Source organism: Polynucleobacter sp. AP-Jannik-300A-C4, assembly GCF_018688335.1.
Lineage (GTDB): Bacteria > Pseudomonadota > Gammaproteobacteria > Burkholderiales > Burkholderiaceae > Polynucleobacter.
On record NZ_CP061316.1, the window covers coordinates 1,179,362 to 1,199,415 of the forward strand.

Annotated in this window: 26 protein-coding genes; 13 read left to right on the forward strand and 13 right to left on the reverse strand. The window is 45.8% G+C overall.

Annotated elements, in window-relative coordinates:
• Positions 1-31 precede the first annotated feature (31 nt).
• Both FD975_RS06165 and FD975_RS06170 read left to right on the forward strand, forming a co-directional pair.
• Positions 32-325, forward strand: coding sequence for a hypothetical protein (locus FD975_RS06165; protein WP_215301082.1), 294 nt, complete (start codon positions 32-34; stop codon positions 323-325).
• Complete coding sequence (locus FD975_RS06170) at positions 315-551, forward strand: TIGR02450 family Trp-rich protein (protein WP_215301084.1); 237 nt, start codon at positions 315-317, stop codon at positions 549-551. The genes FD975_RS06165 and FD975_RS06170 overlap by 11 nt, the downstream gene beginning before the upstream one ends.
• Positions 552-603: 52 nt before the next feature.
• Here FD975_RS06170 and FD975_RS06175 read toward each other — a convergent pair whose 3' ends face one another.
• Positions 604-1,128, reverse strand: coding sequence for a phasin family protein (locus FD975_RS06175; protein WP_215301086.1), 525 nt, complete (start codon positions 1,126-1,128; stop codon positions 604-606).
• Between the two features lie 127 nt (positions 1,129-1,255).
• Here FD975_RS06175 and FD975_RS06180 point away from each other — a divergent pair, with 127 nt between their 5' ends.
• On the forward strand, positions 1,256-1,645 hold the full coding sequence (locus FD975_RS06180) for a group II truncated hemoglobin (protein WP_215301089.1): 390 nt from the start codon (positions 1,256-1,258) through the stop codon (positions 1,643-1,645).
• Positions 1,646-1,666: 21 nt separating this feature from the next.
• On the opposite strand, the gene FD975_RS06185 is transcribed toward FD975_RS06180, so the two are convergent.
• The 3 genes from FD975_RS06185 to FD975_RS06195 are packed head-to-tail and all read right to left on the reverse strand — an operon-like array spanning position 1,667 to position 4,299.
• Positions 1,667-2,884, reverse strand: coding sequence for an aminoacetone oxidase family FAD-binding enzyme (locus FD975_RS06185; RefSeq protein WP_215301092.1), 1,218 nt, complete (start codon positions 2,882-2,884; stop codon positions 1,667-1,669).
• A gap of 3 nt (positions 2,885-2,887) precedes the next feature.
• Entirely contained in the window at positions 2,888-3,403 is a 516-nt protein-coding gene (locus FD975_RS06190; RefSeq protein ID WP_215301094.1) for a hypothetical protein, read from the reverse strand.
• A gap of 38 nt (positions 3,404-3,441) precedes the next feature.
• Positions 3,442-4,299 carry an LOG family protein gene (locus FD975_RS06195; protein WP_215301096.1) on the reverse strand — a complete coding sequence of 286 codons (858 nt, stop codon included), beginning with the start codon at positions 4,297-4,299 and terminating at the stop codon, positions 3,442-3,444.
• A 169-nt stretch (positions 4,300-4,468) separates the two neighbouring features.
• Here FD975_RS06195 and FD975_RS06200 point away from each other — a divergent pair, with 169 nt between their 5' ends.
• On the forward strand, positions 4,469-5,206 hold the full coding sequence (locus FD975_RS06200) for an ABC transporter substrate-binding protein (RefSeq protein ID WP_215301098.1): 738 nt from the start codon (positions 4,469-4,471) through the stop codon (positions 5,204-5,206).
• Positions 5,207-5,209: 3 nt separating this feature from the next.
• Here the strand turns inward: FD975_RS06200 and FD975_RS06205 are convergent, their stop codons facing one another.
• On the reverse strand, positions 5,210-6,625 hold the full coding sequence (locus FD975_RS06205; RefSeq protein ID WP_215301100.1) for an MBL fold metallo-hydrolase RNA specificity domain-containing protein: 1,416 nt from the start codon (positions 6,623-6,625) through the stop codon (positions 5,210-5,212).
• 62 nt (positions 6,626-6,687) lie between these two features.
• On the opposite strand from FD975_RS06205, the gene FD975_RS06210 reads away from it, so the two are divergent.
• Together FD975_RS06210 and FD975_RS06215 are read left to right on the forward strand one after the other, a co-directional pair.
• The gene (locus tag FD975_RS06210) at positions 6,688-7,569 is read left to right on the forward strand and encodes an NAD(P)H-hydrate dehydratase (RefSeq protein ID WP_215301101.1); all 882 of its coding nucleotides are present in this window, start codon (positions 6,688-6,690) and stop codon (positions 7,567-7,569) included.
• Positions 7,570-7,575: 6 nt separating this feature from the next.
• The gene (locus FD975_RS06215) at positions 7,576-8,556 is read left to right on the forward strand and encodes a DMT family transporter (RefSeq protein WP_215301103.1); all 981 of its coding nucleotides are present in this window, start codon (positions 7,576-7,578) and stop codon (positions 8,554-8,556) included.
• A gap of 22 nt (positions 8,557-8,578) precedes the next feature.
• Here FD975_RS06215 and FD975_RS06220 read toward each other — a convergent pair whose 3' ends face one another.
• A complete protein-coding gene (locus FD975_RS06220; RefSeq protein ID WP_215301105.1) occupies positions 8,579-8,860 on the reverse strand; it encodes a protein tyrosine phosphatase in 282 nt (93 codons plus the stop codon).
• A gap of 80 nt (positions 8,861-8,940) precedes the next feature.
• Here FD975_RS06220 and FD975_RS06225 point away from each other — a divergent pair, with 80 nt between their 5' ends.
• Positions 8,941-9,591 carry an FABP family protein gene (locus FD975_RS06225; protein WP_215301107.1) on the forward strand — a complete coding sequence of 217 codons (651 nt, stop codon included), beginning with the start codon at positions 8,941-8,943 and terminating at the stop codon, positions 9,589-9,591.
• 29 nt (positions 9,592-9,620) lie between these two features.
• Here FD975_RS06225 and FD975_RS06230 read toward each other — a convergent pair whose 3' ends face one another.
• Positions 9,621-10,769: an aminotransferase class V-fold PLP-dependent enzyme gene (locus tag FD975_RS06230; RefSeq protein WP_215301109.1), complete on the reverse strand. Its 1,149-nt coding sequence runs from the start codon at positions 10,767-10,769 to the stop codon at positions 9,621-9,623.
• A 104-nt stretch (positions 10,770-10,873) separates the two neighbouring features.
• Positions 10,874-11,782: a DMT family transporter gene (locus tag FD975_RS06235; protein ID WP_215301111.1), complete on the reverse strand. Its 909-nt coding sequence runs from the start codon at positions 11,780-11,782 to the stop codon at positions 10,874-10,876.
• A 148-nt stretch (positions 11,783-11,930) separates the two neighbouring features.
• On the opposite strand from FD975_RS06235, the gene FD975_RS06240 reads away from it, so the two are divergent.
• From FD975_RS06240 to FD975_RS06250, 3 genes are all read left to right on the forward strand, one after another.
• Positions 11,931-13,076 carry an alpha-hydroxy acid oxidase gene (locus FD975_RS06240; protein ID WP_215301113.1) on the forward strand — a complete coding sequence of 382 codons (1,146 nt, stop codon included), beginning with the start codon at positions 11,931-11,933 and terminating at the stop codon, positions 13,074-13,076.
• 95 nt (positions 13,077-13,171) lie between these two features.
• A complete protein-coding gene (locus tag FD975_RS06245) occupies positions 13,172-13,363 on the forward strand; it encodes a hypothetical protein (RefSeq protein WP_215301115.1) in 192 nt (63 codons plus the stop codon).
• 21 nt (positions 13,364-13,384) lie between these two features.
• The gene (locus FD975_RS06250) at positions 13,385-13,561 is read left to right on the forward strand and encodes a hypothetical protein (RefSeq protein WP_215301116.1); all 177 of its coding nucleotides are present in this window, start codon (positions 13,385-13,387) and stop codon (positions 13,559-13,561) included.
• A gap of 43 nt (positions 13,562-13,604) precedes the next feature.
• On the opposite strand, the gene FD975_RS06255 is transcribed toward FD975_RS06250, so the two are convergent.
• Together FD975_RS06255 and FD975_RS06260 are read right to left on the reverse strand one after the other, a co-directional pair.
• Positions 13,605-14,705 (reverse strand): alkene reductase, encoded by a 1,101-nt coding sequence (locus tag FD975_RS06255; RefSeq protein ID WP_215301118.1) that lies wholly within the window; start codon positions 14,703-14,705, stop codon positions 13,605-13,607.
• Positions 14,706-14,784: 79 nt separating this feature from the next.
• Positions 14,785-15,732, reverse strand: a complete 948-nt coding sequence (locus tag FD975_RS06260) for a hydrogen peroxide-inducible genes activator (RefSeq protein ID WP_215301120.1) — start codon at positions 15,730-15,732, stop codon at positions 14,785-14,787.
• 140 nt (positions 15,733-15,872) lie between these two features.
• On the opposite strand from FD975_RS06260, the gene FD975_RS06265 reads away from it, so the two are divergent.
• The 3 genes from FD975_RS06265 (at position 15,873) to FD975_RS06275 (ending at position 17,806) form a co-directional block, all read left to right on the forward strand.
• Positions 15,873-16,358 carry a rubrerythrin family protein gene (locus tag FD975_RS06265; protein WP_215301121.1) on the forward strand — a complete coding sequence of 162 codons (486 nt, stop codon included), beginning with the start codon at positions 15,873-15,875 and terminating at the stop codon, positions 16,356-16,358.
• Positions 16,359-16,420: 62 nt separating this feature from the next.
• Complete coding sequence (locus tag FD975_RS06270) at positions 16,421-16,588, forward strand: rubredoxin (RefSeq protein ID WP_215301123.1); 168 nt, start codon at positions 16,421-16,423, stop codon at positions 16,586-16,588.
• 48 nt (positions 16,589-16,636) lie between these two features.
• Complete coding sequence (locus FD975_RS06275; protein ID WP_215301125.1) at positions 16,637-17,806, forward strand: NAD(P)/FAD-dependent oxidoreductase; 1,170 nt, start codon at positions 16,637-16,639, stop codon at positions 17,804-17,806.
• Positions 17,807-17,911: 105 nt separating this feature from the next.
• On the opposite strand, the gene FD975_RS06280 is transcribed toward FD975_RS06275, so the two are convergent.
• The 3 genes from FD975_RS06280 to FD975_RS06290 all read right to left on the reverse strand — a co-directional run bounded on the left by FD975_RS06280 (position 17,912) and on the right by FD975_RS06290 (position 20,021).
• Entirely contained in the window at positions 17,912-18,505 is a 594-nt protein-coding gene (locus FD975_RS06280; RefSeq protein WP_215301127.1) for a urate hydroxylase PuuD, read from the reverse strand.
• Between the two features lie 33 nt (positions 18,506-18,538).
• Complete coding sequence (gene sodB, locus FD975_RS06285) at positions 18,539-19,117, reverse strand: superoxide dismutase (RefSeq protein ID WP_215303899.1); 579 nt, start codon at positions 19,115-19,117, stop codon at positions 18,539-18,541.
• Positions 19,118-19,244: 127 nt separating this feature from the next.
• On the reverse strand, positions 19,245-20,021 hold the full coding sequence (locus tag FD975_RS06290) for a 3-hydroxybutyrate dehydrogenase (protein WP_215301129.1): 777 nt from the start codon (positions 20,019-20,021) through the stop codon (positions 19,245-19,247).
• Positions 20,022-20,054: the final 33 nt, after the last annotated feature.

The window sequence follows — 20,054 nt, forward strand, 5'->3', positions numbered from 1 at the left end:
CAGTTTTGGCGTTAGCAACTTAGAATGCCTTATGTATAAAACAACTGCAATGGTCATCTTATCTTTAGGTCTTTTAGCCTGCGAGAGGGAAACCTATACTACCTGGTCATGCATCGATAGCGCTGGAATCAAGTATCCGATGGTTCTCAAAAAAGCTCAGATGCAGTTTCAGGATCGTCAGTTTGATTACTGCGGCAGCTTGGGGCCTGTGAGCTATTTTGATGTCAAGTGCCCAGCTCAAATCCAAAGCTCTAGTAAAAGCTTCATACCCAGCTCTGGTCAATTAATTAGCAATGCCAATGAATTTCAGTGCAATGCCCTCTAAGAATCAAAACTCACTCAATCCAAAGAAGCTACTTCTGACTAAGTGGACGGCAGTTAAACCTATTAATAAACGCAAACACTTTCTCGTTAGCAAGGTCATTATTCCGGAGCCACCTGAAATGCCTATTGAGTTCATTGAGCTAGAAGCCGTCTTTGACAAGAGTGTGCAAATCATTCCTTGGCGAGACCTAAAAGTAACAGGGGTCTGGCTTCAGGGCTGGGTGTAAAAAAGCCGTCACTGATTGACGGCTTTTTTATTGGCAACAGACTTAAAAATACTTACTTCGTTTTCTTCTTGCTAGGAGATGAAGTTCTGAGATCCTCAATGTTTTTCTCAGCAGCATCAGCGACTTGGTTCACAATTTTTCGACCTTCTTTAAACATCTTTTGGCCTGCGGTCGACATGTCATGAACTACCTTAGATAACTTATCAGCGTGACCTGGAATCTTATCTTCAACATCTTCAAGCCAACTGACTAAAGAACTGCGAACTTTTTCAAGATGTTTCTCAGTTCCATCAGCTGCATCATCGCCAATCTCTTTCAGAACTGATTTCACTTTCTTCTGATAAACAGTTGCACGCTTAGCAGCTTCTTTTGCGGCAGATTCCTGGAGCTCTTTGAGCTTAACAAGATCGTTCTTAGCAGCTGACTTGGCACTCTCCATTGCATTTTTCATGCCCCACTGAATTTCCTCGAGATGGTGCGCACTGAGGTCCTTTGCGGCATCCAATAATTTATGGGAGTAATCAAATAACTCCTTTGCCTTCTCTTGTTGCCATGCTTGAATGTCTTTCTTGTCCATTACATTTCTCCTTTAGTTAAATTAGAGCAGTGAGCTATCAAAAACCCATACTTCCACTCTATACCCAAAATAAGAACTTGCCAATTCTCCCCCTTTATTGACATTAAATTGACATTAAAATTAAGGTATGAGCGAAAGAAAAAACCCTTACGAGATTATTGGTGGTGCGGCAAAGGTTGAGGAGCTAGTTGACCGTTTCTATGATTTGATGGCGCTAGAGGAACCTTTCGCCGAGTTGCGGGCTATGCACTCGGAGGACCTGTCGAGCTCTAGAGATAAGCTCAAACTATTTTTATCGGGCTGGCTAGGTGGTCCAGATGTTTACTCGCCGAAGTATGGTCACCCCATGCTACGTGCCAGACACCTACCCTTCAAGATTGGCCTAAAAGAGCGTAATCAATGGCTTGCCTGCATGTATCGAGCCATGGAAGACTGCGGTATTGATGGTCAGATTGGTGCCCAGCTTGAGGAATCTTTTTTCAATACCGCTGACTGGATGAGAAACCAAGCAAACTAATGCACTGCTTGGTAGCTTGATCTAGATGGAATGTGCGCAGGCAAAACCACTAGCCCAAGCCCATTGAAAGTTATGGCCGCCAAGATGTCCAGTCACATCAACGCACTCCCCTATGAAATACAAGCCTGGGTGCTTACGAGCCATTAGAGTCTGGCCATCTAACTCTTTAGTGTCTACACCACCCAACATCACTTCTGCTTTTTTCCAGCCCAGGGTTCCAGCTGGCTTTACCGACCAATTGGTAATCAATTCTTTGAGAGCTTGCCTATCCTTTTTAGAGACCTCAGCCCATTTTTTACCCAGGAGATTTTTTTGTTCTGAAAATGCCTTTGCTAAACGTAGTGGCATGACGGAGGCTAAGATATTTTCAGTCAACTTCAGTCGATTGTCTTCGTCATTAAATAATTTATCGCAACTGAAGCTCCCATCGACCTCGACTGCACCCAACCAATCAATATGAATCACCTCACCCTCAGTCCAGTAACTGCTAGCTTGCAGGACTGCTGGGCCTGAGAGGCCTTTGTGAGTCAAGAGTAAATCTTCGTTGAAGCGGCAAGCACCATAACGATTGCCTTTTGATCCTGCGGCAATTCGAACCGGCAAGCTAAGACCAGATAAGGCCGTTAGATGATCAAATTCTCCAGAGGTAAAGGAGAGTGGCACTAATGCGGGGCGTGGATGGACTACATTCAATCCAAACTGCTTGGCGATATCTAAAGAGTATGCCGTGGCCCCAATAGCAGGGACTGCTAGGCCCCCTGTTGCCATGACCACAGAACGCGCGCGCTCAGTGCCAGCATTGGTTGTAACACTCCATATCCCTGCCTCATGAGAAATGGACTGCACTGTAACTGGATGACGAATATCAACATATCCCTTGGCGCATTCACTCAATAGCATCTCAATAATCTGCTTAGCGGAGTCATCGCAAAATAATTGCCCCTGATGTTTCTCGTGATAAGCAATTCGGTATGACTGTACGAGCTGAATAAATTCTTTTGCGGGATAGCGAGATAAAGCACTTTTTACAAAGTGCGGATTTAAGGAGAGAAAATTAGCTGGACTGCTGTGGAGATTGGTAAAGTTGCATCGCCCTCCGCCGCTGATACGAATTTTTTCACATAAGACATCTGCATGGTCTAGTACTAAGACTTTTTTGCCTAACTGGCCAGCAACTCCCGCGCAGAATAGTCCGGCTGCACCACCACCGATGATGATGGCATCCCAAGATTTACTCATGACTTACTTAAAGCGCTCAATAACATCGGCTGGCAAGTTTAGTTTTTGCATATGCAAACGGGTATAGGCTTGGCGGAAGTTCTTGGTCATCGAGATCATGACGGAAGCAGTCCAGGCAAAAGCAAACATCCCAGAGAACGCAATGATGATCGCTAGCATCTTCCAACCTTTTGGCAGGAGGTCATCCATAAAACCCATTGCGGTATAGGTGCTACCACTAAATAAAATACTCTCACCCAAATTTGGCAAGAGATTAAAAGCTTTGAGGGCAATCCCCCAGAGAATGATTTCAAAGATGTGCGTGAGAAATAAACAGAGCACGCTGATATAAAACACGATAGCTACTGAAGAGTACTTATGCTCCGAAAGATATAAGAATGATTTCACCTCATAGCGTTTCGCAATTTGAAGTAAAGCAAGACCGTGTACCAACATCACCACTAAAAGCATGGCAATGCCAAACAAATAGGCCGGTAGGTCTAGTTCGGAGCTAAGGGATATGGTGTTGGAAATAGTCATGGTGTCTGTACGCCTATTTTACCGTTCTCATGAACCTACTAGGCCAACTGATACCAGTTACGAATGACGTCCCAAGCTTCTTGAGCGGTTTCAACAAAATGGATTAAATCCACATCTGCCTGCTCAATAACTCCATGCTCAAGCATCTGGTGGAAGTTAATCACCTCCTGCCAGAATGTCTTACCCACTAAGATGATCGGAAATCGATCCACCTTCTTCGTCTGCATTAAGGTGAGCACCTCAAAGAGTTCGTCAAAAGAACCAAAACCCCCTGGATAAGCCACAATCGCCCTCGCCCTGAGCATGAAGTGCATCTTACGAATAGCAAAATAATGAAAGCGGAAACTTAAACCAGGTGTGAGATAGGGATTGGGGTACTGCTCTCGCGGTAGGCTGATGTTAAAACCAATCGTCTCATCCCCCGCCTCAAAAGCACCACGATTAGCAGCCTCCATAATTCCAGGCCCACCACCAGTAGCGATGTGTAGCTTATTTCGATTCTCAGATTGCGTAGCGTTATAGCCAGCAACAATTGCCCCAAACTCCCTTGCCGAATCGTAGTATTTGCAATGCAGTAATGCTCTTTTAGCTTCTGCTACAGCCTCTGGAGTTTTGGCATTCTTCTCTAGCTCTCGTGCCGCTTCACAGCTAATAAAACGAGTGGAACCAAATACAGTAATCGTGTGCTCAATACCTCGCTCATGCAATAAGATCTCCGGCTTTAACAACTCCAACTGAAAGCGCAAGCCTAAAGTTTCTCGACGAGCTAAAAAGGCTTGGTCATCAAAAGCAAATCGATAGGAGTCTTCAGAACTCTTTTCCTCCAACTGGCTTTTCTGAAGATTCAGAAAATCAGTGATAGTTTGAGAATTATTGATCGGGAGACTTGGACTCATATTTGGACCTCTAGATACAGCAACAGAAAGGGTAATAGTACCTAGAATATTGCATTCATTCACTGATGGGGCTTATTCCAATTTACTAGCAGCCCTAGAAACCTTAATATGAGAGGAAATTGAGCTTGGTTTGCCACAGCTTTTTGTTTTCTTTTTATCCACTTTGCATATGAATACACTCAACCCTTCCCTACTGAGCTCTTTTGTTCCAACCGGCACCTTGCGAGTCGGTATTAATTTAGGCAACCCTCTTTTGGCTAGCTTGGATGGCAACTCAGGGGATCCCAAAGGGATTACTGTGGATATAGCAAATTACATTGCTACCAAGCTACAACTACCTATTACGTTTACCTGCTATCCAATGGCAGGAGCTACTGTTGAGGCAGTTAAATCAAATGAGGTGGACTTGGTATTTGTAGCAATCGACCCGGTTCGTGGGGCCGATATCAGCTACACCCCTGCCTATATTCAGATTGAAGGCGCCTATATGGTGAAAGACACTTCACCACTCACTAAAAATGAAGATGTAGATGCAGTAGGTAATGAAATTGTTGTTGGTAAAGGTAGCGCATATGATCTCCACCTTACTCGAGAAATCAAACACGCTAGTCTGCTACGTTCTGCTAATTCTCAAGCTGTGGTGGACGACTTTATGAAGGGCATTGGAAACCTTGCCGCTGGAGTTAAACAACAATTAGAAAGTGATGCCCTGCGCTACGATAGTTTACGCATGCTACCCGGACGATTTATGGTGATCAATCAAGCCATTGGCATTCCTAAGGCACGTGTTGATTTTGAAAAAACCAATGCCTACCTTAGTAGCGAGATTCAAGAACTCAAGGCCTCAGGATTTATCGCAGAGGCCATGTTACGTCACCAAGTACAGGGCGCTAAGGTAGCCGAATAAGCCTCAACAAGAATAGGTATGTAGACGCTCCGGAATAATCACGTTTCTCCACTCCAGTTCGTCACGAATGGTCTGAGCCAAGACGGCCGACGCCTCCGGTTCACCGTGCACAACAAATACGGATTTGGGTACCGACTCAAAGCCACGCAGCCAATCCAATAAGCCAGCCTGATCAGCATGAGCGGATAAACCGCCAATCGTATGAACAGATGCACGAACTTGAACCTCTTCGCCAAAGAGTCGCACTTTAGCTGCCTTATCTACCAAGCGACGACCTAAGCTACCATACGCCTGAAAGCCGGTGATCACGATCGCATTTTGTGCCCGTGGCAAATTATTCTGCAGATGATGAACAATACGACCTGCATCACACATGCCGCTTGCTGAAATAATGATCGCCCCACCCTTAATCTTATTGAGGGCTTTCGATTCCTCTACATCCGCAATGAATCTCAGATCAACCGCACCAGGATTTTTCTTAAACCATTCAAAGGTAGATTGAGACTCTTTATCTAATTGCGCAAAAAAGCGTTGGGTCAAATGAGTGGCCGCAGTTGCCATCGGTGAGTCCACCCAAATACTGAGATGGGGCAATAAATTGCGCCTGACTAGATCAATCAATAGAAACAGCATCTCCTGTGTACGACCTACTGCAAAGGCAGGAATAATAATATTTCCATGGGCACTCAGAGTGCTGGTGACCACTTCAATTAATTCAGACTCTGTATCAGCTAAAGTTTTATGCAAGCGGTCGCCATAAGTTGACTCCACCACTACTACATCGGCTTGAGCAATTCTGGCAGGATCGGGCATCAATAACTTACCCTTCATCCCAATATCCCCAGAAAACACACAGCGCTTTTTCTGGGCATGATCCTCGGTAATGTCGATTACAGCAATCGCCGATCCCAGAATATGTCCCGCATTTAGAAACTCTAAATGAATTCCCTTGCAAAGCTCGACATGTTCTCCGTAAGACAACACTTCACATTGCCCGAGCGCAAGCTCAGCCTCTTCCATTGAGTACAGCGCTACCGGTAAGTCCCCACGCCACTTACCCGCTTTTTTCCTACGCTCTGCCCGCTCGACATCAGAGCGCTGAAGGTGAGCACTATCTGGCAACAAAATCTTGAGTAACTCATAGGTGGCATCCGTACAGTAAATGGGGCCAGTAAATCCTTGGGCACACAGTCTTGGCAATAGGCCGCTATGGTCAATATGCGCATGAGTCAGCACTACAAAATCGATTTCTTTGGGAGAAAATGGCAAAGGCTCCAGATTCTTAAAGCTGGCCTCGCGCCCACCCTGGAACATACCAAAGTCCACAATGAACCGGACTTCACGTCCACCAACAGTAGCCTCTACAGAATGTCTTGAGCCTGTAACCTCACCAGCTGCACCGAGAAATTGTATTTTCATTACTTAAGCATACTCTCGATAAAATCGATTGTTAAGCCACCTTTAAGAGCGATACTATTTAAATGAGCATTCCTTCCGAACTGAGATCTCTCGAGCTTGTTACTCGACTCAAGCGAGCACCCTCAGAACATAAAGGGAATGCTGGCAAAGTCCTGCTGGTTGGTGGTGCACCCGGCATGGCTGGCGCACTGTTGCTCTCCGGTAGCGCAGCGCTTCACTTAGGGGCTGGCTGGACGATATTGGAGATGCTAGATCCAACGGCTGCTCATGCAATGCCAGAGCAGGCTGAGTTAATGGTGCGCTTAGCGAGCTTTAATGCCCAAGAACAACTCGAAGCTACTGCTCCCGATGTCATTGCGATTGGCCCAGGCCTTGGTTTTTCAGCGCTGGCAAGAGATTGGTTAGTTGCCACACTGCACTACCCAAATGCGCCTGTGGTGATTGATGCCGATGCACTCAATTTAATTGCCGATACCCCTGAGTACTTAGATCTTCTCAAGCAGCGTAATCAAGCCTACCCAGGCATGAGTGTTCTCACCCCGCACCCAGGAGAGGCTGCACACCTGCTCAATACGACAAGCGATGTCGTGCAAGCAAATCGTTTGGCCGCATTATCAGATCTCATCACACTCACCAACTCCATTGTTGCACTCAAGGGTCAACATACACTGATAGGCTCACCCCTTAATGCAGCCATGCAGTGCCAACAAGGCAATCCTGGTATGGCTGTCGGTGGCATGGGGGATGTATTAACGGGTAGCATTGCTGCTATTGCCGCTCAAGGCCTTCGCCATGATCTCAATTTATGGGAAGCGAGCTGTATTGGGGTTCAGCTTCATGCCTCTGCAGCAGATAGCTTGGTGGCCAAGGAAATTGGTCCTATTGGACTTACTCCAACAGAGGTTATTTTGGAGATGCGGAGCTTGCTCAATAAACTGTTATAAAACTGCATGCAATCCGCTAGCGAAACTCTTCAACACCGTCGTTACATTTACGGCCTCTTAATGGCCGGCTTAGGTTCTGTGCTTTTTTCCGGAAAAGCGATTCTCATTAAGCTCGCCTTTAGCTACGGTGCAAATGCAGAAACTTTGATTGCTTTACGCATGTTGATGGCTCTCCCTCTCTTCTGGGGGATTTTTTGGTGGCACTCACGTAAACAGTTCATGAGCCCCCTCACTTGGCGAGATCAAGTGAAGATATTTGTTCTGGGATTCATGGGTTACTTTCTATCTAGCTATCTCGATTTTCTGGGTCTTCAATACATCTCTGTTGGCTTGGAACGCATTGTTCTGTATCTCACGCCAACCATCGTGCTCTTGATTTCTTATTTTGTTCTCAATAAATCCATTAGTCGTTTGCAGTGGTACGCGCTTGCTGTTGGATATCTTGGTGTCATTGCGGTATTTATCCAGGATGCCAGTTCGACTGGCACCTTGGCAGTGCTCGGCATGTTACTGGTCTTTGCAAGTGCATGCTCCTATGCGATCTACATGATTGGCTCTGGAGAAATGGTGAAGCGTGTGGGTAGCGTACGCTTAGTGGTCTATGCCAGCTCTGCCTCTGCACTTCTCAGTGTGATTCAGATTCTGATTTACGAACCTTCGGCTGTATTTACGCAAGTGCAGCAGATCTATTGGCTCAGCCTTCTCAATGCAAGCCTTTGCACAGTCATTCCAATGCTCTTGATCATGATTGCAATCAACCGTATTGGCTCACCCTTAGTTGCTCAAGCCGGAATACTCGGCCCTGTCTCAACACTCTTTATGGGATGGCTTGTACTCTCCGAGCCGATTACCTGGATTCAGATTATTGGGATGAGCTTGGTGATGGGGGCAATGTGGTTGCTAGTACGTAACGATGGCACTAGCAAGCAAAAAGAGTCGAGCTCAACAAAGCCTTTGGACCTTGAGGGATCTGACCCCCTCAATTAGTCCCTGAGTTAAAACCGAGAATTTATTGTTGAGGAGCAGTAGGCTGAGGAGTTGCTGGTTGTTGAACTGCTTTTGCTTTTTTCTTCGATTTTTTCTTAGACTTCTTCTCTGCTTTCTTATCTTTCAGGGACTTCTTAGCACCCTTCTTGCTAGCTTTCTCTGCTTGAGCAGCAGGTGCTGCAGCAGGAGCAGCTAGTGGCGCTGGGGCTGTTACTGGGTCTGCCGCCATTACGCTCAGAGGTGATAAACCAATTGAGGCAGAAATGAGGGTAGCAAAAAACAGTTTTACAAAGCGGGCAGGCATTAAAACTCCAAAATGTTTGTGGATAATTTGATAATACTCAATTATTTACCATTCATTCCTCATTTACCCAGGACCTGCCCATGAACTCTTTTCCATCTGATATTTATACAGAACCGCAGGGATACTCAGTCAATACCCTGGAAAACTTAGGCCCCCTCACCCGCCTTGCTGGCATCTGGGAAGGCCAACGAGGATTGGATATCAAACCAAAAGCTGAGGGACCAAAGAAGCAGGTCTATACCGAACGTATTGAGATGCAGCCAATTGATCCGCAAACCAATGGGCCGCAGCTGTTTTATGGATTGCGCTATCACCTTCACATTACCAAACCAGACCAAGTAAAAACTTATCATGATCAAGTTGGGTATTGGCTTTGGGAGCCCGCAACCGGGCTGATCGTTCACACCCTTACCATCCCACGAGGCATGGTCACTATGGCAACAGGAAAAGCTTCCGCCAATGCAACTCAGTTTGAGTGTGTAGCCAAAATTGATGATCCAACTGCTGGTATCTCATCAAGTCCTTTTCTAGACTATGCCTTCAAAACAATTGAGTACCGCATCATGGTGACCATCTTGGAAGATGGCACTTGGTCTTATGAGCAAGACACAGTGATAATGATCAAAGGCCAAACCGAAGCCTTTCATCATCTAGACACCAATGTACTGACAAAGGTAGGCGAAGCGACACCCAACCCTCTAGCTTTAGACGCAATGAAAAAGCCGTCCTAAGACGGCCTTTCGGGTTGAATCTTTATTACTTAAGCTGGCTGTGCTTCAGTCTCAGTAATTTTTTCTAGAGCAGCAGCAAGATGACCAACTGTGCGATCAATATGTGCCAATTTTTCTAGGCCAAATAAACCAATTCGGAAAGTGCGGAAGTCTGGACGCTCATCACACTGCAGTGGCACGCCAGCAGCAGTTTGTAAACCCAGAGCAATAAACTTCTTACCAGACTGAATATCAGGGTCCTTGGTATAGCTCACTACTACGCCAGGAGACTGAAAGCCTTTTGCTGAAACTGAGTGGTAGCCGTTTGATACCAATAAGGCACGCACCTTCTCACCCAACTCTTGCTGCTTGGCTTTGAGTGCTGCGAAACCTAGAGACTGGGTTTCTTTCATCACATTACGCAAAATTTTGAGCGCATCAGTTGGCATGGTGGTGTGATACACGTGACCACCCTTTTCGTAGGCTTCCATAATTTGGAGCCACTTCTTCAAGTCCATTGAGAAGCTGCTACTTTGTGTAGCGTCAATACGCTCGCGCGCCCTGTCGCCCATAGCAATCAATGCACAGCAAGGCGAGCTACTCCAGCCTTTTTGTGGCGCCGTAATGACTACGTCAACATTACAAGCCTTCATATCTACCCACATTGCACCAGAGGCGATGCAATCGAGCACAAACAAACCATTCACTGAACGAACTGCTTCACCGACAGCCTTGAGATAGTCATCCGGCAAAATAATTCCGGCAGATGTTTCTACATGGGGAGCGAAAACCACTGCTGGCTTTTCTTTCTTAATGAAAGCAACCACCTCTTCAATAGGCGCTGGAGCAAACACACCCTGAGCGGTATCTTCTAATTGCTTACCTTTGATAACGGTAATGTCTTGGGTAATGTTGGCGAGATCAAAAATCTGCGTCCAACGATAGCTAAACCAACCATTGCGCAATACAAGGCACTTTTGATTATTGGCAAATTGGCGGGCAACTGCTTCCATACCAAAGGTACCGCTACCCGGAACAATCACTGCAGAGCTAGCGTTGTAAGCATCTTTCAAAACACTAGAGATATCCACCATGACTTTTTTGAACTCTTCAGACATGTGGTTTAGCGAACGATCGGTATAAACAACCGAAAACTCTAATAGTCCGTCTGGATCAACATTCGGGAGTAAGCCTGGCATAGTAATTTCCTAGTAAATCGTATGATTAGGACTAAATGATACTGATTTAGCACTCTTTAGGTGGCGAAGCTTTGAAAATCAGCTTTTTCGGCAAATAAAGGGGGTTATGCACTTTTCCGTGCCGTGGAGGAAACCAATATTCCGACCACAATCAGGACAAAAGCTAGGCCATGGAACAACTGAGGCGGATCCCCCAAAATTGCAGCCGAGAGCAGTGCTGTGAATAAGGGGATCAGGTTGGCAAAGAAAGCTGCCACCGTGGGTCCGGCACCATTGACCCCCAAACCCCAGCAGCGATAGGCAATTAATGATGGGCCGATTGCCACAAAAACGATTAATGCCCCAGTCCAGTAGTTGAGATCAATAAAGGCATGACCCGTGGCAATCTCGACCCCCTCAAATAACATCGTCCACATAAATCCAATGAAAACCTGGGCCATTAAAAACTCAGCCCACGGCCACTGACGCTCAGTACTCTCTCCTGGACGGCTAATCATCCAGCTATAAAACGCCCAAAGAATCGTTGCCAACATGATGAACAAATCACCCATCACCACTTCCACACTTAACAGGCTAGCAGGCTCACCACGGGTTAACACCACAGTGACGCCCACTAAAGAAACAAGCGCCCCTAGCATTTGTAATAGCGTTGGTTTCACTTGATATAAGACAGCGCCAATCAAAAGCATCCAGATGGGCATGCTGGCCCCAATCAGGGTGACATTAATAGCCGTCGAGGTCTGCAGGGCAAGGTACAGGAGCACGTTATAGCTACCGACCCCCAATAAACCCAAGACTAGGAAACGGCTTTTGTTTTGCCAAAGCGCGCTGCTTGGCTTAAAAACTTTCCAGCCAAAGGGTAACAAGATCAAAGCTGCCAAACCCCAACGAACCGTACTTAAAGCAATTGGGGAAATGCTCCCTACCAACGCCCGCCCAGCTATTGCATTACCCGCCCAAAAAATGGTGGCAAGCGTTAAATAAAAGACGGTCGACAGGCTTAATTGAGGCATTCAGAAGGATTTGACTAGGTAAGTGGGGCTTATTGAGCCCTAAGAGGGACTTTAACAAAGCATTGTAGAAACAAATGTCCGGTATTGCTAAGATAGAGCTTAGATTAGCATCGGCCATCTGGCATCAGCAACATACAAAGGGGTTTTAGTGGAAATCATCACCAATATTGAAGATTTGCGGGTTTTACATCAAAAGCGCACCCCCAAGATGTTCTATGACTACGCAGATTCTGGTTCATGGACTGAATCTACCTACCGATCTAACGAATCCGATTTTCAGAAAATCAAACTGCGTCAACGTGTTGCAGTGAATATGACTAACCGCACCACCAAAACCACGATGGTGGGTCAAGAGGTGGCAATGCCAGTTGCGCTGGCTCCAACTGGCTTAACTGGCATGCAATATGCCGATGGTGAAATTCTGGCTGCGCGTGCCGCAGAAAAATTTGGTGTTCCCTTCTGCTTATCCACTATGAGCATTTGCTCTATTGAAGATGTTGCAGAACGAACCACTAAACCTTTTTGGTTCCAGCTTTATGTCATGAAAGACCGCGGTTTTATTGAGCGTCTAATTGAACGTGCCAAAGCAGCAAAATGCTCTGCTCTCGTGCTCACTTTAGATTTACAAATTCTAGGACAACGTCACAAAGATTTAAAAAATGGTTTGTCCGCACCTCCAAAGCTGACGCTCAAAAACATCATGAACATGATGACCAAGCCCCGCTGGTGTATGGGCATGGCAATGACTCCTCGCAGAACCTTTCGCAATATTGTTGGTCATGCCACCGGTGTTGGCAATATGTCCTCCCTCTCCTCATGGACCGCTGAGCAGTTTGACCCAGGCCTTAGCTGGGATGATGTGGAATGGATTAAAAAACTCTGGGGTGGCAAGCTCATTATTAAAGGGATTTTGGACGAAGAAGATGCCCGCTTAGCGGTTAACTCCGGCGCAGATGCCTTGATTGTCTCCAATCATGGTGGACGTCAGTTAGACGGCGCTATCTCCAGCATTAAAGCTTTACCAGGGATCGTCAATGCAGTTGGCAATGACATCGAGGTTTGGATGGATGGTGGTATTCGATCAGGTCAAGATGTGTTGAAGGCTTGGGCACTCGGTGCACGTGGCACCATGATCGGTCGCCCCTTCCTCTATGGCTTGGGTGCCATGGGTGAGGCTGGTGTAACCAAGTGTCTTGAGATCATTCATAAGGAACTGGATATCACAATGGCCTTCACTGGGCATCGCGACATTCAAAATGTGACTAAAGATATTTTGTATCCAGGAACTTTTTAATATTCCACACCTCGCCAATTACCCCGAAATTTAATTGATTTGAAACGTAATCTGAATGCAGTGCATAACTCCGCACTCTCTATAGGTGGTAAAAAATGAAACGTGTTGTAGACGTATATAAAGATCGAGGTCGTGAACTGGTTTGGACTTATGTCATTCACCTTGGCAATGTTGATTTTCATCCAGCCCAAATTGACTTTGAACAAGAGGCTCTGAGACTTTCTCAGCTTGATAAGCGCGGAACTCTGAACGAACTCAGCGCCAAAGCGAGACTTTCCGTTCGATAAATTTCACACTGACTCTGATATATGAAACCCTTAAGTAAAAAAGCCAAGATGGCAGTTGGATGGACGATTTTGATGACTGTTATCGGCACTGCCATGCTGCATCAATGGGAATTCTTTGCCATGGGTTGCGCTTCCATTGCACTACTACTCCTTGCAAACCACTACGATCTATTGAAAGATCCTGAGGACAAAAAATAAGGCCCCCATCTTTCGATAGAGGCCTGTATCAATCTTTTTAGTTTTATAGCGTTGGGTAGTCCGTATATCCCGCTTCTGCCCCGCCATAAAACGTTGCACGGTTATAGGGATTCAGGGCAGCACCCTGCTGGAAACGCTCTGCTAAGTCCGGATTAGCAATATACAAACGACCATAAGCTACAGCGTCTGCCAAGCCAGCCTCTAAAACGGCCTCACCCATAGCTTGATCATATCCACCAGCACTAATGAATTGACCCTGATATGCAGCTCGGAATATCTCTGAAGTAATTGGTGCCTCAGAGTTCACTTGATCATTACCGCCAGCAGTAGTAGATCGAGGTTCAATCATATGAACATAGGACAAGTGATAGCCATTGAGCTTTTGAATCACTGCGTTGAATAAGGCAATCGGATCGCTATCAGCAATGTCATTAAAGCTGCCGTAAGGTGATAAACGCACGCCAATACAATCATTTGAAAAGACCTTGGCAACCGATTCAATCACTTCGCCTAGTAGACGAATACGATTTTCAATTGAGCCACCATACTCGTCAGTACGTTGATTGGTTTTATCTTGTAAAAACTGATCCAATAAATAACCATTAGCAGAATGAATTTCCACACCATCAAAACCTGCCGCTTTGGCATTGGCTGCAGCCAATTCAAAATCTTTTAATAGGCAAGCAATATCTTCAGTCGTCATTGCCTTAGGAGTTTCATAATCGTGCAACTTACAGTCAGCGCCATAAGTTTGACCTGCAGGTGCAATGGCAGAAGGCGCTTCGGGAGCGCCCTGCTCAGGATGTAAGGAAGAATGAGAGATGCGACCTACATGCCAAAGTTGGGCAACCATCTTGCCACCCTTGGCATGCACTGCATTCACAATCTCTTTCCAAGCAGCTGTTTGATCGGCAGAATAAATTCCAGGGGTTGCTGGATAGCCTTTTCCGATTGACGAAATTTGTGTTGCTTCGCTGATGATGAGACCAGCACTTGCCCTTTGTGCATAGTATGTTTTTGCCAAAGGGTTAGGCACATCGCCTTCAATAGCGCGCATTCTGGTAAGTGGAGCCATCACCAAGCGATTTTTTAATTCAATGGCGCCAAGTTTGACGGGGGTAAACATCATTTCTTTTCCAGACATGAACTACTTTCTTTTAAATTAGATACATTTATTAATGGGGCAACTTTAGCAGGGATAGCATAGTCCTGCAGACACCCCGCTAGACTCTTTGAAAACTCTTGCGACTTCCACGACTAATTCTTGGGCTAGATTTAAATCTAGCTTCAATACTTTCGGCGAGCGCCTGGAACTCTTCAAGATGTGCAGTAGAAGCGCGAGCCACAAGCGCGATCACCCTCTTAGGAGCGGGTGGAGCTAATGGCCGAGCAAGCAATGTCGTGCCATTTAAGAGCCCTCCCTTGACCGCCATCTCAGGCAGCAGTGCAATGCCCATGCCAGACTCCACCATTTGCAACAAAGTGAGCAGACTCGTTGCCTCCACACCATCTGCATTCCGAATATCAGAGCGCTTACAGGCTTGCATAGTGTGATCGCGAAGACAGTGCCCCTCCTCCAGCAGCAATAAGCGTTCAGCCATTTTTGCGGGTAGGTGAATGTCCTTGCCTTTAAGAGCTGGATCGTCTGCTCTGGCTACCACCCAAAATTCATCGATAAAGAGTTCTTTTACCAACAAGCCGGCCGTGTCATATGGCAAAGCAATTAATGCAAAGTCCAGCTGATGATCAACTAAGCGCGACAATAAATTAGCAGTTAAGTCTTCACGCAAGGCAACTTTTAGATTGGGGTAATACTCCCGAATATCTGGCAATACATTTGGCAATAGGAATGGTGCGATAGTCGGAATCACGCCAAGCCGAATGGTTCCAGACATCGGCTTGCCAGCTGCATCCGCATATTCCACCAAATCCTGAGATGAGGCCAAGATTGCCTTAGCTCTCTCCAGAATCTCCATACCAATTGGAGTAATGGCCACGTTTTGGCGATCTCGCTCTACCAAGCGCACGCCTAGACCATCCTCAAGCTCCTTTAAGCCTGCACTTAAGGTCGACTGACCAACGAAACAGGCCTCTGCAGCCCTAGTAAAGTTCAGCTCTTGAGCAATGGCTACAAAATAGCGCAACTGACGTAATGAAGGTAAAGCAGTCATATGTTGCAAAACTCCCTATAATCGATTTATTAGATAAATAATATCATTATTATTTATTGGACTGATTATCTTTTGAGGTTCAGAATTCATTCCATGGTGTTTAAGCACCGTTTACAAATCAATATGAAAAGGAATGAAAAATGGCACGTCCAGAAATTAAAACCATCCAAAACTTAGAGTCTGCTTTTGCAGGTGAATCCATGGCGCATATCAAGTATCGCTATTTTGCAAAATTAGCACGCGCTGCTGGCGATATTGAAACTGCTGAAATCTTTGAGGCAACTGCAGACCAAGAAGTCATGCATGCCTTTGGTCACCTCGATTTGCTCTACCCCGCGAATACGATTACCCCAACTCGTGCCTTAGAGATCGCAATCGAGGGTGAGACATATGAATACACCGAAATGTACCCAACTTTCCGAAAAACAGCGGTAGATGAAGGTAATACAGCAGCGGTAGTGGAGATTGATGAGCAAATTGCCGAATCAAAAGAGCATGCAGAGCAGTTTCAAGCCATGTTGGCAAAAGCAGCAAAACGCTTTGCAGCCTTGGCTAATGTAGAGGAACGCCATGCTAACCACTACAAAAAGGCCTTAGAAAAAGCAAAAGAATTTGCTGCAGTCTGAACGGCTTTAGAAATAAAACAGAATTAAATTTAAACTGATCAAATTATCTTAAAGGAAATATCATGAAATCTTGGCAATGTATCGTATGTGGCTTCATCTATGACGAAGCAAAAGGCTTACCGGATGACGGTATTCCTGCGGGCACGGCTTGGGCTGACATCCCAGAAGATTGGGAATGCCCAGACTGCGGTGTAGCAAAATCGGATTTTGAAATGGTGCAAGTTTCTTAATTCAAGCCTTACATCACTCATTTAACTGTATTACTAGGGAGTCCAGCTTTGGATCATCAGAATCAATCATCTCCATCAGGAATTGTCATCATCGGTAGCGGCTTAGCTGGATTTACAGTTATTCGCGAATTGCGCAAGCTCGATAAAGCAGTACCGATCACTCTGGTGACTCGCGAGCCGGGCTACTTTTACTCAAAGCCGATGCTCTCTACCGCACTAGCGAGTAATAAATCTGCAGAGCAATTGGTTTCAAGCAATGCAGAAGGTATGGCAACTCAATTGGAGATTACGATTTTGGATGACCTTGATGTCACTGAAATCAACACAGCTTCACAGACAATTGAAACCTCTAAAGGATCGATTCCATATGGAAAGCTGGTGCTAGGCTTGGGCGCAGATCAAATACGCCTGCCTTTGCAAGGTAACGCTGCTAAGGAAGTGATTACAGTAAATGATCTGGAAGAGTATGCCCAATTTCGCAAGGCAATCGCAGGCAAAAAACGCATTGTGATTTTAGGTGCTGGACTGATTGGGTGTGAATTTGCAAACGATTTAGTTTTGGGGTCTTATGAAGTGGATGTGATAGATCTAGCGCCCCAAGCCTTAGGTCGACTCCTTCCTGAAGCAGCTGCTCAAGCACTCCAAGCGAAGTTAAGCGAGGCGGGTGTTCGTTGGCACTTTGGAACTACCGTGCAATCAGTTGATCGCAATGGTGAATCCCTCACAGTGACCCTGGCTAATGGAACGGTAATCACCAGTGATGTATTTCTATCAGCAGTAGGATTGAAGCCTCGACTAGATTTGGCTAAAGCGAGCGGCATTGCAACAGGCACAGGAATTACAGTGAATCGCCAGTTGGAGACTAGCGCAAAGAATGTCTTTGCCATCGGTGACTGCGCTGAAGTAGATGGCCTAGTTCTACCCTATGTCATGCCAATCATGCAGGCAGCACGTGCTTTAGCGCCAAACCTCATCGGACAGCCGGCCACCCTCACCTATCCTGCTATGCCGGTGATGGTAAAGACGCCCGCCCTTCCAACAGTTGTTTCTCCACCAGCAAAAGGTGCGGTTGGCGATTGGAGAATCAATACCGTGGATGGCGGCCTTGAGGCACGTTTTGAGTCGAGTGATGGCAAGCTCCTAGGCTTTGCTCTCTTGGGAACAGCAACAGCACAACGCGGTGCTCTGACAAAAGAGTTGCCGCCAATATTGCAATAAGCGGTAGATTTATATCACCCATTCAAATTGTTTTTTGAAATAGCTTCATGGAATAAGTAAAAGGCCCGCAATTGCGGGCCTTTTTAATGAACTAATTCAGCTTACTTAAGCAAGCGCAACAAACCAAGTTGCATTGTGTGATTGAGCAACCATCAAAAACAACATAGGAATAGAAAGCATCGTATTAAAGCGTGAGACCAACATCGCAACACGCGCAGACTTGGCCTTGACATCAGACTCAACCGCCACAATACCCAGGGCTCGTTTCTGAAGTGGCCAAATAATGAACCAAACATTAAACGCCATTACCAAAGCGATCCACATACCTAAACCAATTGCACGAAATGGCGCTTGCAAAGTAAATGCTTGATGCGCATAGCCATTCAAAACGGCCAAAATCATGCCACTAATAACGGTAAATAAAGCTGCCCAACGAAACCAAAACAAAGCTGTTGGGGCGATGACTTTACCAATGGCTGGCTTTTGCTCATCCGGAATTTTAGGCATCGAAGGAATCTGCACAAAATTGAAGTACCAAAGCAAACCAACCCACATCACGCCAACCATCACGTGAATCCAGCGGAATAAAAATGGCAACTCAATAGAGCTTAGATTGGCACCTAAGCCCAAAACAATTAAAGCAAGGAGAACAAACCCAGCTAAAACTGTGCGGCCTAATGAGGTAAAGATAGATGCCATAGAAACCTTCTCAATAAAAATAGTTAAGCGAGATTAAGCAAAATTCTTGCTAGCAAAATCCCAGTTCACTACATTCCAGAAGTTTTCCAAATACTTAGGACGCGCATTGCGTGTATCAATGTAATAAGCATGCTCCCATACATCGCAAGTCATGAGCGGCTTTGCATCAGTAGTCAGCGGTGTAGCAGCATTGCTGGTTGAGGCTAAATCCAGTGAACCGTCAGCCTTCTTCACCAACCAAGCCCAACCAGATCCAAAAGTGCCTATTGCGCATTTTGCAAACTCTTCTTTGAATTTATCAAATGAGCCCCACTTAGCATTGATGGCATCGGCCAAAGCACCCGTTGGAGCACCGCCACCATTTGGCTTCATGCTGTTCCAGTAAAAGGTGTGGTTCCATACTTGAGCTGCATTATTAAAAACACCGCCAGCAGATTTTTTAACAATATCTTCTAAAGATGCATTTTCAAACTCAGTCCCTTTAATTAAGTTATTGAGATTGGTGACATAAGTTTGGTGATGCTTCCCGTAGTGAAACTCTAGCGTTTCTTTAGAAATGAATGGGGAAAGCGCATCCAATGCGTAAGGTAACTGAGGTAATGTGTGTTCCATCATTTTTTCCTTTAAAGACGTGTTAATAAATAGCTATAGGGCCATATTCGACCTAACTATAGTCGATTCTGGCGATTTTGTTTGAGCGTGAAAAAATGGGGCTGACTGTATCAACCCCACCCATGGATTACTGGGCTGTCCAGCCACCATCCATATTCCAAGCCACTCCACGCACCTCGGAGGCATCGGGACCGCAAAGGAAGATTGCTAATGCAGCCAATTGCTCGGGAGCCACGAATTCGCCGGAGGGCTGCTTCTCTGAAACCAAAGCTTTTTTAGCCTCTTCATTTGAGACCCCATCACGCTCTGCACGGGCATCCACTTGTTTTTGAACCAAAGGGGTAAGAACCCAGCCTGGGCAAATCGCATTGCAGGTAATTCCAGTTTTAGCATTCTCTAAAGCAGTGACTTTAGTTAAGCCGACAATGCCATGCTTTGCAGCTACGTAAGCAGACTTTTGTACTGAACCCACCAAACCATGCACAGAGGCAATATTGATAATGCGACCCCAGTTACGCTTCTTCATTCCAGGCAAGGCGTGATGAGAGGTATAGAAAGCTGAACTGAGATTAATGGCAATAATGGATTCCCATTTATCTGCCGGAAAATCTTCCACATTAGCTGTGTATTGAATACCTGCATTGTTCACTAAGATATCAAGTGATCCAAAACGTGTTTCAGTTTGTTTGATCAGATCTTCAATCTCGGCAGGCTTACTCATGTCAGCACCGTGATAATCCACCTCTACTCCGCATGCTTTGATCGCAGCGATAGCGGCATCTTTTTCTCCAAAACCGTTGACCATGATATTGGCGCCCTGCTTTGCCAATCCAATAGCCATTGCCAAACCAATGCCACTTGTAGAGCCAGTGACCAGAGCTGTTTTACCTTTTAAATGAGACATGTTCTTATTCGCTATATCAAGTTAATCGCAAAC

What these genes read in the sequence shown, in the direction of transcription:
- FD975_RS06165 (WP_215301082.1), top strand. Translation starts at nt 32, where the DNA reads ATGTATAAAACAACTGCAATGGTCATCTTATCTTTAGGTCTTTTAGCC.
- FD975_RS06220 (WP_215301105.1), bottom strand. Translation starts at nt 8,860, where the DNA reads ATGCCTGCCCGCTTTGTAAAACTGTTTTTTGCTACCCTCATTTCTGCC.
- FD975_RS06230 (WP_215301109.1), bottom strand. Translation starts at nt 10,769, where the DNA reads ATGCCAGGCTTACTCCCGAATGTTGATCCAGACGGACTATTAGAGTTT.
- FD975_RS06200 (WP_215301098.1), top strand. Translation starts at nt 4,469, where the DNA reads ATGAATACACTCAACCCTTCCCTACTGAGCTCTTTTGTTCCAACCGGC.
- FD975_RS06170 (WP_215301084.1), top strand. Translation starts at nt 315, where the DNA reads ATGCCCTCTAAGAATCAAAACTCACTCAATCCAAAGAAGCTACTTCTG.
- FD975_RS06225 (WP_215301107.1), top strand. Translation starts at nt 8,941, where the DNA reads ATGAACTCTTTTCCATCTGATATTTATACAGAACCGCAGGGATACTCA.
- FD975_RS06190 (WP_215301094.1), bottom strand. Translation starts at nt 3,403, where the DNA reads ATGACTATTTCCAACACCATATCCCTTAGCTCCGAACTAGACCTACCG.
- FD975_RS06290 (WP_215301129.1), bottom strand. Translation starts at nt 20,021, where the DNA reads ATGTCTCATTTAAAAGGTAAAACAGCTCTGGTCACTGGCTCTACAAGT.
- FD975_RS06280 (WP_215301127.1), bottom strand. Translation starts at nt 18,505, where the DNA reads ATGGCATCTATCTTTACCTCATTAGGCCGCACAGTTTTAGCTGGGTTT.
- FD975_RS06255 (WP_215301118.1), bottom strand. Translation starts at nt 14,705, where the DNA reads ATGTCTGGAAAAGAAATGATGTTTACCCCCGTCAAACTTGGCGCCATT.
- FD975_RS06185 (WP_215301092.1), bottom strand. Translation starts at nt 2,884, where the DNA reads ATGAGTAAATCTTGGGATGCCATCATCATCGGTGGTGGTGCAGCCGGA.
- FD975_RS06210 (WP_215301101.1), top strand. Translation starts at nt 6,688, where the DNA reads ATGAGCATTCCTTCCGAACTGAGATCTCTCGAGCTTGTTACTCGACTC.
- FD975_RS06245 (WP_215301115.1), top strand. Translation starts at nt 13,172, where the DNA reads ATGAAACGTGTTGTAGACGTATATAAAGATCGAGGTCGTGAACTGGTT.
- sodB (WP_215303899.1), bottom strand. Translation starts at nt 19,117, where the DNA reads ATGGAACACACATTACCTCAGTTACCTTACGCATTGGATGCGCTTTCC.
- FD975_RS06215 (WP_215301103.1), top strand. Translation starts at nt 7,576, where the DNA reads ATGCAATCCGCTAGCGAAACTCTTCAACACCGTCGTTACATTTACGGC.
- FD975_RS06235 (WP_215301111.1), bottom strand. Translation starts at nt 11,782, where the DNA reads ATGCCTCAATTAAGCCTGTCGACCGTCTTTTATTTAACGCTTGCCACC.
- FD975_RS06250 (WP_215301116.1), top strand. Translation starts at nt 13,385, where the DNA reads ATGAAACCCTTAAGTAAAAAAGCCAAGATGGCAGTTGGATGGACGATT.
- FD975_RS06265 (WP_215301121.1), top strand. Translation starts at nt 15,873, where the DNA reads ATGGCACGTCCAGAAATTAAAACCATCCAAAACTTAGAGTCTGCTTTT.
- FD975_RS06205 (WP_215301100.1), bottom strand. Translation starts at nt 6,625, where the DNA reads ATGAAAATACAATTTCTCGGTGCAGCTGGTGAGGTTACAGGCTCAAGA.
- FD975_RS06260 (WP_215301120.1), bottom strand. Translation starts at nt 15,732, where the DNA reads ATGACTGCTTTACCTTCATTACGTCAGTTGCGCTATTTTGTAGCCATT.
- FD975_RS06180 (WP_215301089.1), top strand. Translation starts at nt 1,256, where the DNA reads ATGAGCGAAAGAAAAAACCCTTACGAGATTATTGGTGGTGCGGCAAAG.
- FD975_RS06175 (WP_215301086.1), bottom strand. Translation starts at nt 1,128, where the DNA reads ATGGACAAGAAAGACATTCAAGCATGGCAACAAGAGAAGGCAAAGGAG.
- FD975_RS06270 (WP_215301123.1), top strand. Translation starts at nt 16,421, where the DNA reads ATGAAATCTTGGCAATGTATCGTATGTGGCTTCATCTATGACGAAGCA.
- FD975_RS06195 (WP_215301096.1), bottom strand. Translation starts at nt 4,299, where the DNA reads ATGAGTCCAAGTCTCCCGATCAATAATTCTCAAACTATCACTGATTTT.